The sequence below is a fragment of the Parapedobacter lycopersici genome (genome assembly GCF_040395035.1).
Lineage (GTDB): Bacteria > Bacteroidota > Bacteroidia > Sphingobacteriales > Sphingobacteriaceae > Parapedobacter > Parapedobacter lycopersici_A.
This window is the reverse complement of the sequence record NZ_JBEBRB010000076.1, coordinates 1-11,582: the sequence shown is the minus strand read 5'-3', so window position 1 is coordinate 11,582 and position 11,582 is coordinate 1. Positions and strand designations below refer to the sequence as shown.

The 11,582-nt window shown below is 48.7% G+C and carries 11 protein-coding genes; all 11 read left to right on the top strand.

The features are described from left to right. The coding region (locus ABWO75_RS11940) for an ATP-binding cassette domain-containing protein (RefSeq protein ID WP_353185832.1) at positions 1 to 440 on the top strand (440 nt) is incomplete at its 5' end. 38 nt (positions 441 to 478) lie between these two features. Next, a complete protein-coding gene (locus tag ABWO75_RS11935) occupies positions 479 to 1,987 on the top strand; it encodes a 2-isopropylmalate synthase (RefSeq protein WP_353185830.1) in 1,509 nt (502 codons plus the stop codon). A 35-nt stretch (positions 1,988 to 2,022) separates the two neighbouring features. Then, positions 2,023 to 3,420 (top strand): 3-isopropylmalate dehydratase large subunit, encoded by a 1,398-nt coding sequence (leuC, locus tag ABWO75_RS11930; protein ID WP_353185828.1) that lies wholly within the window; start codon positions 2,023 to 2,025, stop codon positions 3,418 to 3,420. 5 nt (positions 3,421 to 3,425) lie between these two features. Next, positions 3,426 to 4,022, top strand: coding sequence for a 3-isopropylmalate dehydratase small subunit (leuD, locus tag ABWO75_RS11925; protein WP_353185826.1), 597 nt, complete (start codon positions 3,426 to 3,428; stop codon positions 4,020 to 4,022). A 6-nt stretch (positions 4,023 to 4,028) separates the two neighbouring features. Continuing rightward, complete coding sequence (locus tag ABWO75_RS11920; protein WP_353185824.1) at positions 4,029 to 5,579, top strand: hydroxymethylglutaryl-CoA lyase-like TIM-barrel protein; 1,551 nt, start codon at positions 4,029 to 4,031, stop codon at positions 5,577 to 5,579. A gap of 36 nt (positions 5,580 to 5,615) precedes the next feature. Then, the gene (gene leuB / locus ABWO75_RS11915) at positions 5,616 to 6,698 is read left to right on the top strand and encodes a 3-isopropylmalate dehydrogenase (protein WP_353185822.1); all 1,083 of its coding nucleotides are present in this window, start codon (positions 5,616 to 5,618) and stop codon (positions 6,696 to 6,698) included. Between the two features lie 9 nt (positions 6,699 to 6,707). Then, positions 6,708 to 7,955 carry a threonine ammonia-lyase IlvA gene (gene ilvA, locus ABWO75_RS11910; protein WP_353185820.1) on the top strand — a complete coding sequence of 416 codons (1,248 nt, stop codon included), beginning with the start codon at positions 6,708 to 6,710 and terminating at the stop codon, positions 7,953 to 7,955. Positions 7,956 to 8,302: 347 nt separating this feature from the next. After that, the gene (locus tag ABWO75_RS11905) at positions 8,303 to 8,539 is read left to right on the top strand and encodes a glutaredoxin family protein (RefSeq protein ID WP_257659048.1); all 237 of its coding nucleotides are present in this window, start codon (positions 8,303 to 8,305) and stop codon (positions 8,537 to 8,539) included. Positions 8,540 to 8,594: 55 nt separating this feature from the next. After that, positions 8,595 to 9,005 carry a class Ib ribonucleoside-diphosphate reductase assembly flavoprotein NrdI gene (gene nrdI, locus ABWO75_RS11900; RefSeq protein WP_353185818.1) on the top strand — a complete coding sequence of 137 codons (411 nt, stop codon included), beginning with the start codon at positions 8,595 to 8,597 and terminating at the stop codon, positions 9,003 to 9,005. Beyond that, the gene (gene nrdE / locus ABWO75_RS11895; protein WP_353185816.1) at positions 8,962 to 11,067 is read left to right on the top strand and encodes a class 1b ribonucleoside-diphosphate reductase subunit alpha; all 2,106 of its coding nucleotides are present in this window, start codon (positions 8,962 to 8,964) and stop codon (positions 11,065 to 11,067) included. The genes nrdI and nrdE overlap by 44 nt, the downstream gene beginning before the upstream one ends. 169 nt (positions 11,068 to 11,236) lie before the next feature. Beyond that, positions 11,237 to 11,582: ribonucleotide-diphosphate reductase subunit beta (locus ABWO75_RS11890; RefSeq protein ID WP_353185814.1), on the top strand; the 346-nt coding region annotated here is incomplete at its 3' end.

Sequence of the window (11,582 nt, the reverse complement as noted above, 5' to 3'; positions counted from 1 at the left end):
AACTGCACTGGTATTTTGATAAAACGGCCCGCGTATGGCAGGCTGTTGCTTCGGGTTTCTATGACAGCATCGGCCTGTTCAGGCAGATCAGCTATGAAAAACAAAAGCAAATTGATCAACTGCTGGCTTTCTTTGAGCTCACTGAAGATAAAAACAGACTGATCACAACGTTGCCGTTGGGGAAGCAACGTTTGGTATTGCTGGCCCGGACCATCATCAAGAACCCGCCGTTGCTGATATTGGATGAGCCTTGCCAGGGACTCGACCATACACAAACAGCGCTTTTCAATGCAGTGGTCGATGAACTGTGTGGCTTCGGGAAAACACTGATCTACGTTGGTCATTATGAAACGCAGTTACCCAGCTGCCTGGAAAAGAAAATAGTACTGGAAAAAGGCGAAGTCCGAGTAATAGAAGAGATTAACGAGCTTGCCTATTAAGCAAGCTACCCTAACGCATAACAGAAAAACAGCTTATTATGTTGCACGATCCTAACCGCATATACGTTTTTGACACCACCCTCCGTGATGGGGAGCAGGTGCCCGGTTCACAGTTGACCACCCCGGAGAAGCTCATCATCGCCGAGGCGCTGGAGACATTGGGTGTTGATGTCATTGAGGCTGGATTCCCGATTTCAAGTCCCGGCGACTTCAACAGTGTCGTTGAAATATCTAAGCTAGTGACCCATCCGACTGTCTGTGCGCTTACGCGCGCAAACAAGGGTGATATTGATTGTGCTGTCGAAGCGCTGAAATACGCCAAGCACCCCCGGATACACACCGGCATCGGATCTTCCGACATGCATATCAAATACAAATTCAACAGCACTCGCGAGGCCATACTCGAACGGGCTGTGGAAGCGGTTAAATACGCCAAAGGTTTTGTTGAGGACATTGAATTTTATGCGGAAGATGCCGGCCGTGCCGACAATGAATATCTCGCCCGCATGATCGAAGCGGTTATCGCCGCAGGGGCAACCGTTGTAAACATACCGGACACCAACGGCTACTGCCTCCCCGAGCAATATGGCGCCAAGATCAGGTATCTCATGGAGCACGTCAAGAATATCGACCAAGCCATTATCTCCGTGCATTGCCACAATGACCTAGGGCTGGCGACGGCAAACAGCCTTGCGGGATTGCAAAATGGCGCCAGGCAGGTAGAGTGCACCATTAACGGCATTGGCGAACGCGCGGGCAACACTTCACTTGAGGAAATTGTAATGGCGCTGAAAGTTCACCAGACACTTGGCTTACATACCGGCATCAACACCAAGCAACTGTATCCGCTCAGTGGTATGGTGAGCCGTATGATGCGTATGCCGGTACAGGCCAACAAAGCAATCGTTGGCCGCAATGCCTTTGCACACAGTTCCGGCATACACCAGGACGGTGTGCTTAAGCACCGCGAGAACTACGAGATTATGAACCCCGAGGACGTCGGTATCGACCAATCCGAAATTATACTGACCGCCAGAAGTGGCAGACACGCACTGAAGCATCACCTGGAACGGCTGGGATATGCCATTGACCGGATTGACCTCGACCAGGTTTATCAGCGCTTCCTGGAGCTGGCCGATGCAAAAAAGGAACTCAAAGACGACGACCTGCTGCAGCTGATGGGGCGGAAAACAGAAGAAAGTTTCAAAAATGGACTTGCCATCAACGCCTTACAGGTAACCACTGGCGACCAAGACACGCCAACAGCAACCATCAAACTCAGCTATAATGGCGTGGAACACACAGCGGTAGCCACGGGCAATGGCCCAGTGAGCGCTACCATCAAAGCCATCGAAGAGATTACGGAAAAGCAAATTGAAATAAAGGAGTTTAACATTCATTCTATTCACGGCGGCAGCGACGATGTCAGTAAGGTGGATATGCGCGTGATATACGAAGATAAGTCGTATATGGGCTATGGCTTCAGCACGGATATCGTGCGGGCATCTGCAAATGCCTACCTCGACGCATTGAATAAGTTTATTTAGGGCAAAAAGCAAAAGCATAAACAACAACTATAAAAATGAGTAAGACATTATTTGACAAAGTGTGGGATGCACACGTGGTACGTAAGATTGAAGGGGGGCCGGATGTATTGTTCATTGATCGTCACCTGATCCATGAGGTGACCAGCCCTGTGGCATTCCTGGGATTAAAAAACCGGGATATCAAGGTACTTTATCCAGAGCGTACATTTGCCACGGCAGATCATAACACGCCGACCATTAATCAGCATTTACCAGTAGAAGATCCCCTGTCTGCCAATCAGTTAAGGGCACTGGAACAGAATACAGCTGAATACGGAATCCAGCATTGGGGCCTTGGCCATTATAAAAACGGGATTGTGCACGTAATCGGCCCGGAAAATGGCATTACACAGCCTGGGACGACCATCGTATGCGGGGATTCACATACGTCAACGCACGGTGCATTCGGTGCCATTGCATTTGGTATCGGTACCTCAGAGGTAGAAATGGTACTTTCCACGCAGTGCATCATGCAGCCTAAACCAAAAAAGATGCGGATCACCATCAACGGTTCGTTAGGCAGGGGCGTATTGCCCAAGGATGTAGCGTTGTTTATCATTTCCAAATTGACTACTTCGGGTGCCACGGGTCATTTTGTAGAGTATGCCGGCAACGTCTTTGAGCAGATGAGCATGGAAGGCCGCATGACGGTTTGTAACCTGAGCATTGAGATGGGAGCCCGCGGCGGAATGATTGCCCCCGACCAAACGACATTCGATTATATTGAAGGACGGGAATTCAGCCCGAAAGGTGCCGACTGGGATAAGGCAATGGCCTACTGGAAAACATTGAAAACAGACGAGGAGGCCACCTTTGATAAGGAATTCACTTTTGATGGTTCCGAGATTGAGCCGATGATTACCTACGGAACCAATCCGGGTATGGGCATCGGAATCACCGAGGACATACCGGATGCCGATCAGGTGGAAGAAGCCCGGGCAACTTTTGAAAAATCACTGGGTTATATGGGCTTCCACGAAGGCGAAGCCATGATGGGCAAAAAAGTGGATTACGTATTCGTCGGCAGCTGTACCAATGGGCGAATTGAAGACTTCCGTGCTTTTGCTTCCCTGGTAAAAGGAAAACGGAAAGCGGAAGATGTAACGGTATGGCTCGTGCCCGGATCGCATGTAGTAGAAGAACAGATCAAGCGGGAGGGTATCCTGGATATCCTGACTGAATCAGGCTTTACACTGCGGCAACCCGGATGCTCCGCCTGCCTAGCAATGAATGACGACAAGATTCCGGCCGGAAAATACGCGGTAAGTACATCTAACCGGAATTTTGAGGGAAGGCAGGGGCCAGGTGCCCGCACGCTGCTGGCCAGCCCGCTGGTAGCCGCAGCTGCAGCCGTAACAGGAAAAGTAACCGATCCGAGAACCCTTTTACAATAAGAAAAATGGCATACGATAGTTTCACTATATTAAAAAGCACAGCGGTTCCCCTTCCGATTGAGAACGTGGACACCGACCAGATCATCCCTGCACGCTTCCTTAAAGCGACCGAGCGGAAGGGTTTTGGAGATAATCTTTTCCGCGATTGGCGGTACCAATCGGACAATACGCCTAAGGCAGACTTTGTGCTGAATGATCCGACCTACAAAGGAAAAATATTGGTAGGCGGCAAGAATTTCGGTTCAGGATCGTCCAGGGAACATGCGGCCTGGGCCATATACGATTATGGATTCCGCTGTGTCATTTCCAGTTTTTTCGCTGACATTTTCAGGGGCAACTGCCTGAACATTGGCGTGTTACCGGTACAGGTAAGTGCAACATTCCTGGAACGGATATTTGCGGAAGTCTACGCCAACCCGGATACGGAACTGGAAGTTAACTTGTCCGAACAAACCGTAACACTGCTGGCAACCGGCGAAAAGGAGTCTTTTGAGATCAACAGCTATAAGAAAAGCAACATGATGAATGGCTTCGATGATATTGATTACCTGCTGAACATCAAGACCGACATTCAGGAATTTGAGAAGTCTCTTCCGCTTTAAAACGATATGGAAAGCAGGAGCATAGAAATCATGGATACGACATTGCGCGACGGGGAACAAACGTCGGGGGTGTCGTTTTCGGTTTCCGAGAAGCTGACCATCGTAAAATTACTGCTCGAAGAACTGCAGGTAGACCGGGTAGAGGTTGCCTCTGCCCGCGTTTCCCAGGGTGAGTTTGATGCGGTAAGGTCCATTACGGACTGGGCTACCGACCAGGGCTATATCGATCGGATTGAAGTGCTTTCTTTTGTTGACAACGGCGTGTCCATTGCATGGCTGGAACAGGCGGGGGTGAAAGTGCAGAACCTGCTGACCAAAGGATCTTTGAATCACCTGACCCATCAGTTGCGGAAAACTCCGGAACAGCATTTCAGCGAAATTGCCGCAGTCATCGCTAAAGGTCTGGAAAAGGGCATTGCAACCAATGTGTACCTGGAAGACTGGAGTAACGGTATGCGCCACTCCAGTGACTACGTTCTGCAGTATCTCGACTTTTTATCGCAGCAGCCGGTTAATCGGATCATGTTGCCCGACACGCTCGGGGTACTTACCCCAACGGAGGCATTTGACTATATCGCCACCCTTCGGACACGGTTTCCGGACGTCCATTTTGATTTCCATGCACACAACGATTACGACCTGGGTACCGCAAATGTACTGGAGGCGGTAAAAGCAGGTGTCAATGGCCTGCACCTGACGGTCAATGGCATGGGTGAGCGGGCCGGTAATGCTCCGCTGGCAAGCGCAGTGGCCGTTATCAATGATTTTCTGCCGGCTGTAACAATCGGCATCAGGGAATCTGCAATCTATACGGTCAGCAAGCTGGTCGAAAACTTCTCCGGCGTACGTATACCGGCTAATAAGCCTATTGTGGGCGACAATGTATTCACGCAAACGGCCGGAATACATGCAGACGGCGACAACAAAAAGAATCTCTATTTTAACGACCTGCTTCCCGAACGGTTTGGCAGGAAACGCAAGTATGCGCTTGGAAAGACATCGGGGAAGGCAAATATTGAAAAAAACCTACAGGAACTTGGACTCAAACTGAACGAGGAGGACCTTAAGAAAGTTACCCAGCGGGTCATTGAACTTGGCGACAGGAAAGAGAACGTGACTATGGAGGACCTCCCCTATATCATTTCCGACGTACTGACGACCAAAGTACATGAAGAACAGCTACTGATCGAATCCTATGTACTGACACATTCAAAGGGTCTGCGCCCCTCGGCTACCATTGCCATACGGATAAATGGCCAATTGTTCGAAGAACATGCACAGGGAGATGGCCAGTTCGATGCCTTTATGAACGCCCTGACGATGGCTTATAGCAAAAACAATACCCGCCTGCCAGACCTGGTGGATTATAACGTGCGCATTGCACCCGGAAGCCGCTCAGATGCGTTGTGCGAAACTACCATCACCTGGGCTGCGAAGCATAAAACATTTACGACACGGGGACTGGATTCCGACCAGACGGTCAGCGCAATTAAAGCCACACAGAAAATGCTGAATATTGTGCTGAACGTGAAACAACTGGAAACCATACCCGCTTAATTTTTGATCTTTAATTTTTTGACTGTATAATATATTATGAAACTGAACATAGCGCTATTGCCGGGCGATGGTATCGGCCCCGAAGTTATAGGACAAGCTGTAAAAGTCGTAGATGCCGTTGCGGCAAAATGCGGACATGAAGTCAATTGGACATTTGGGTTAACGGGCGCAGCAGCAATCGATGCCGTCGGTGAACCGTATCCGGACGAAACACATGCCGTTTGTATGGCTGCAGATGCCGTATTATTCGGCGCCATTGGCCACCCACGTTACGATAACGATCCCAAGGCGCCGGTGCGCCCGGAACAGGGGTTGCTGAAAATGCGCAAAAAGCTGGGGTTGTTTGCCAACGTCCGCCCTACATTTACCTTCCCGTCCCTCATTGATAATTCACCCCTGAAAAGGGAACGCATCGAAGGTACGGATCTGGTGATTCTGCGCGAACTGACGGGTGGTATCTATTTTGGTGAACGCGGCCGGAAAGATAATGGCGACACGGCGTTCGATACTTGCACCTACACGCGCGAAGAAGTGCAACGCCTGGCCAAACTTGGATTCGAGATGGCAATGAACCGGCGGAAAAAATTGTGCTGTGTGGATAAGGCCAATGTATTGGAAAGCTCCCGCCTGTGGCGCGAAACGGTACAGGACATGGAAAAAGATTACCCGGAAGTAGAAGTAAGTTATGAATTTGTGGATGCGGTAGCGATGCGATTGGTACAATGGCCGAGTGCATACGATGTGCTGATCACAGAGAACCTATTTGGAGACATCCTGACCGACGAGGCCTCGGTGATTTCAGGATCAATGGGCCTGATGCCCTCCTCTTCCATTGGTGTCCACACATCGCTTTTCGAACCTATACACGGCTCATATCCACAAGCGGCAGGAAAAGACATCGCCAACCCACTGGCAACCGTGCTCTCGGCAGCCATGATGTTTGAAGATGCATTTGGCCTGAAAGAGGAGGCTGAACTCATCCGGGCGGTTGTCAATAAGTCGCTTGCAGAAGGGATCGTAACTGAAGATCTGGCTGGCAAAAATAAGGCGTATAAAACCAGCGAGGTAGGCGATTGGCTGGCTGCGAATATCGGACAGCCCAACCTGATTGTTACGTAAACCGGCTTTATGAGCACCCCGTTAATGAAACAGGCGATCACGGCCGCTTACGAACAGTTAAAAGGTGTGGTTAATCACACGCCGCTGCAATATAGCCAGCGGCTGTCGGAGAAATACCATGCGGCTATTTACCTGAAGCGTGAGGATTTGCAGGTGGTACGTTCTTACAAGTTACGGGGTGCATTTAACAAAATAAGCAATCTTTCCGCTTCGGAGCGGGAAAAAGGCGTGGTCTGTGCCAGCGCAGGCAATCATGCACAGGGTGTTGCTTATTCCTGTAAAAAACTGGGTATCAAAGGGGTCATTTTTATGCCAGGGCCTACACCCAAACAAAAAATCGACCAGACCGTCATGTTCGGCGAAGGGCATATCGATATCGTTTTGCATGGCGACACATTTGACGACTGTCAGGAAGCCGCGATAGCCTATTCCACGGAGCAGCACATGGCTTTTATTCCCCCTTTTGATGACTCCGCTATTATCGAAGGGCAGGGCACCGTAGGTCTGGAAATCCTACAGGATCTACCGGATACGGCCGTCGTAATTATGCCCATTGGTGGGGGCGGTTTAGCCTCCGGCACAGGTTATTACCTACGGCATTCCATACCGGACATTAAACTGTTCGGCGCGGAACCCGAAGGAGCACCCTCCATGAAAGCAGCACTGGAGCATGGCGGGCCAATAACCCTCGGCGATATTAACCGCTTTGTCGACGGTGCCGCCGTAAAACGCGTGGGCAAGCTAACATATCGCTTTTGCAGCGATCTGCTCGATGATTTACGGCTGATACCCGAAGGTAAAATATGCAGCACCATCCTGGAGCTGTATAACAAGGATGCCATTGTAGCCGAACCGGCGGGCGCACTTTCCGTAGCTGCCCTGGATTTTTATAAAGAAGAGATCAAGGGCAGGAATGTAGTGTGTATTGTAAGCGGTGGCAATAATGATATCGACCGGATGAGCGAAATCAAGGAGCTTTCACTGCTGTATGAAGGACTTAAGCATTATTTCATTGTGCGTTTCCCCCAACGGCCCGGAGCACTTAAACTTTTCGTTAATGAAGTACTGGGGCCACACGATGATATTACACGTTTCGAGTTCATCAAGAAAACACAACGTGAAAGAGGTCCGGCGTTGGTGGGAATTGAGCTTCGGGACGCTACCGACTATGCCGCACTGATACAGCGCATGCGCCAACACCGTTTCGATTTCAAAGAAGTAAACAGCGATCAAACCCTATTTGAATATTTGATTTGATGGCCCATCGACACGCCATACAAACGGGTGGTGTAACCGGGGAAACGACAAGAAGAATAGGGTATCAATAAGCATACCGAAACCAGGAGATTCTTATTCACATTTTTCAAGCAAACCCACAGGATAAGACGCTCAACACATTGACAATAAAACCGTTAATTCAGTTGTCCCCTATACCGTTTTTCCACATTGTTAATAATTCAACATCTGTTGATAACAATTGCTACCATCAGCAATTTAAATAGTTGATCTTTGTTTGAGGCTGCCGGATTTATCCACATCACCCAGCAGAACCCATTAAAATTTGCTGAAGTCCGGAAGGTATTGAACATTAAATTTTTACCGCTATGACAAGGATTATTAAATTCGAAAAAAACGATTGTGCCCCCTGCAACCAGGTGTCGGAATACCTCGACCGCAAAGGTATCAACTACGAAAAAGTCAATCCATTTGACAAGCCGGAATTAGCCATCCAATATAAGGTCCGTACTGTACCGACGGTCATTGTACTGTCCCAGGGTCAGGAAACACAACGCATCATCGGATTTAAACCAGAAGAGCTGTCAGCATTGGCAGCTGAATAACCTGCCCGGTCGTGGAAACTTAGCAGGAAGATGAATACTAAAGAACCGGATGGGTATGGAATGGATTTATTACGACAGTAAAACGGGTAACGTAGAGCGTTTCATCCAAAAGGTGGCGGCGTTGACGGGCTGGCACGTTCAGAAAATACAACCGGGGATGATGGCCGAACATGCGGGCCATTTGGTGACATTTACCACACGCTTCGGCGAAATTCCGGAAACAACCCGGCACTTTTTACAGCAGGCACAGGCATGCCTGCATTCCGTATCCTCAAGCGGAAACCGCAACTGGGGCCAGAACTTCGGACTGGCTGGTGACCGGATCGCTGCGGAATATGGTTTACCCCTGGCTTTTAAGTTTGAGCTATCGGGAACCATGGAGGATGTAAAACAGTTTATTGACATTATAGCAACAAAATATTATGGTAACAAACGAGGTAGCAAAGAGCTGGATTTTGCTCAATAATGAAATCATGGTCAAACATGATGACGAGTTTAGCCTGCATAAGGATAAGGAAGCTGTACGCGCCTATTTTTTGGAGTATGTAAATAAGAACACGGTTTTCTTTTATACACTCAAAGAAAAAATAGACTACCTCATTGAAAACAATTATTACATCAATTTCTACGAGTGGTTTACCTTTGAGGAAATGGAGCGTGTATACCAATACATCGCTGGCAAAAAATTCCGTTTCCCGTCGTTCATGAGTGCCTTCAAATTTTTCCAGAGCTACGCGCTACGCGATGACTCCGGCGAAAAATTCCTTGAGCGCTACGAAGATCGCGTAGCAGCGGTTTCGCTGTTCCTTGCCCGCCATGAAGGGATTGACCGTGCATTGCAATATGCCGAATTACTCATTAACCAGGAATATCAGCCGGCTACCCCCACGTTCCTTAATGCCGGAAAAAAACGTTCGGGAGAACTGGTATCCTGTTTCCTCGATGAAATCGGAGATAACCTCAACGGCATTGGCTATGCTGTGGATTCTGCCATGAAACTATCATCCATTGGCGGCGGCGTATCTTTCAACATTTCCAAGATCCGGGGCCGCGGTGAAGCCATTAAAGGGGTGGAAGGACGTGCCGGCGGCGTGTTACCCATCATGAAGATCCTTGAAGATACATTCTCTTATGCCAACCAGCTCGGGCAGCGTCCCGGAGCCGGTGCAGTATACCTGAACATCTTCCATTCGGACATCGAGGAGTTCCTGGATTGTAAAAAAATCAACGTGGATGAAAAAGTCCGCATCAAATCCCTCTCTATCGGTGTTATTATTCCGGATAAATTTATGGAGCTGGCAGCGAAGGACGAGCCCTGCTACCTCATTTACCCGCACACCGTAATGCAGGAATACGGCAAATACCTGGATGAGCTGGATATGGATGAGATGTATGATGAGCTTATCACCAATTCCAAAATCAAGAAGAAAAAAGTCAATGCCCGCCACTTGCTGGTTAAAATTGCCCAGACACAAAAAGAGAGCGGTTACCCGTATATCTTCTTCAAGGAAAATGCCAACCGGCAACACGCATTGAACGGCATCGGACAGGTCAAATTTTCCAACCTCTGTACGGAGATTATGCAGGTATCCGAAGTTTCCGACATCAATATTTACGGCCAGCAAGATACCATCCGTTATGGTATCTCCTGCAACCTGGGCTCGCTCAATATTGCCACTGTCATGGAAAACAAACGCATTGAGCAAGCGGTAAAGACAGCCATGCGTGCCCTCACCATGGTAACGGATGTTACGGATATTGCTATGGTACCATCCATCCAGAAAGCGAACCGCGAATTGCACAGCGTGGGATTGGGTGCCATGAACCTGCATGGTTACCTCGCCAAAAACTTCGTCATGTACGAAAGTGAGGAGGCACTGGACTTCGCCAACGTGTTCTTCATGATGATGAACTTCTATTCCCTGCAGGCTTCCATGGAGATTGCCCGCGAACGGAAAAGCACCTTCCAGGGATTTGAAAAATCGGCTTATGCCGACGGAAGCTATTTCGATAAGTACATTACCCGGGATTACTTCCCCACCACGATTAAGGGTAGCGAACTGTTTGATGGCGTGGCTATCCCTACCAAGGAAGATTGGAAGGTGTTAAAACAGCAAGTACAGGAACATGGAATATACCATGCGTACCGCATCGCTATTGCGCCCAACCAATCCACTTCCTACATCATGAATGCTACGGCCTCCGTGATGCCCATCGTGGATACGATCGAAGTCCGGGAATATGGCGACAGCACGACATACTACCCCATGCCGTATCTCACCAATGAGAATTACTTCTACTACAAGTCGGCATACGATATGGACCAGATGAAAGTACTGCGGTTGGTTTCAGTGATCCAGCGGCATGTCGATCAGGGAATCAGTACCATTCTGCACACCAATTCGAAGGATACCACACGGGATCTGGCCCGCTACTATATTTATGGCCATAAGATGGGATTGAAGTCGTTGTATTATACACGTACCCGTAAATCAACCATCGAAGAATGCGTGTCGTGCTCGGCATAAGCGGGCGCCGTTACCAATTTTGTTATTACTATAACCAATAAGAAAGCGTTAAGTTAATAAGTTAATTAAAGAATACAGCCGATCGAATACGAAGCCATGCTTGAACACCAAGAATGGCTTCGTATTCTTATCTAACATCAGCTGGCCACCTTTATAATTTCAAGTGGATATGAAACAATACAAAGCAGTCAACTGGAATGAACCAGACAACGATTATGCGCTCATGTTCTGGGAGCAGAATATCAAGCAGTTTTGGATCGATACCGAATATATCCCATCCAAGGATATCGACAGCTGGAAAGCGCTGTCCCCGGAAATGCGGGAATGTTATAAGAAAGCACTGGGCGGCCTTACACTTCTGGATACACTGCAGAGCAATACGGGAATGCCCAAAATCATGGACCATATCGATTCGCTCCAAAATAAGTCGGTATTGGCCTACATGTGTATGATGGAGGCTATACACGCCAAGTCGTATTCCACTATTTTTACTACCGTGGCTACCTCCCGGGATA

Excerpts from the sequence above, each read along its gene's own strand:
- ABWO75_RS11935 (WP_353185830.1), top strand. The coding sequence starts at position 479 with ATGTTGCACGATCCTAACCGCATATACGTTTTTGACACCACCCTCCGT.
- leuC (WP_353185828.1), top strand. The coding sequence starts at position 2,023 with ATGAGTAAGACATTATTTGACAAAGTGTGGGATGCACACGTGGTACGT.
- leuD (WP_353185826.1), top strand. The coding sequence starts at position 3,426 with ATGGCATACGATAGTTTCACTATATTAAAAAGCACAGCGGTTCCCCTT.
- ABWO75_RS11920 (WP_353185824.1), top strand. The coding sequence starts at position 4,029 with ATGGAAAGCAGGAGCATAGAAATCATGGATACGACATTGCGCGACGGG.
- leuB (WP_353185822.1), top strand. The coding sequence starts at position 5,616 with ATGAAACTGAACATAGCGCTATTGCCGGGCGATGGTATCGGCCCCGAA.
- ilvA (WP_353185820.1), top strand. The coding sequence starts at position 6,708 with ATGAGCACCCCGTTAATGAAACAGGCGATCACGGCCGCTTACGAACAG.
- ABWO75_RS11905 (WP_257659048.1), top strand. The coding sequence starts at position 8,303 with ATGACAAGGATTATTAAATTCGAAAAAAACGATTGTGCCCCCTGCAAC.
- nrdI (WP_353185818.1), top strand. The coding sequence starts at position 8,595 with ATGGAATGGATTTATTACGACAGTAAAACGGGTAACGTAGAGCGTTTC.
- nrdE (WP_353185816.1), top strand. The coding sequence starts at position 8,962 with ATGGTAACAAACGAGGTAGCAAAGAGCTGGATTTTGCTCAATAATGAA.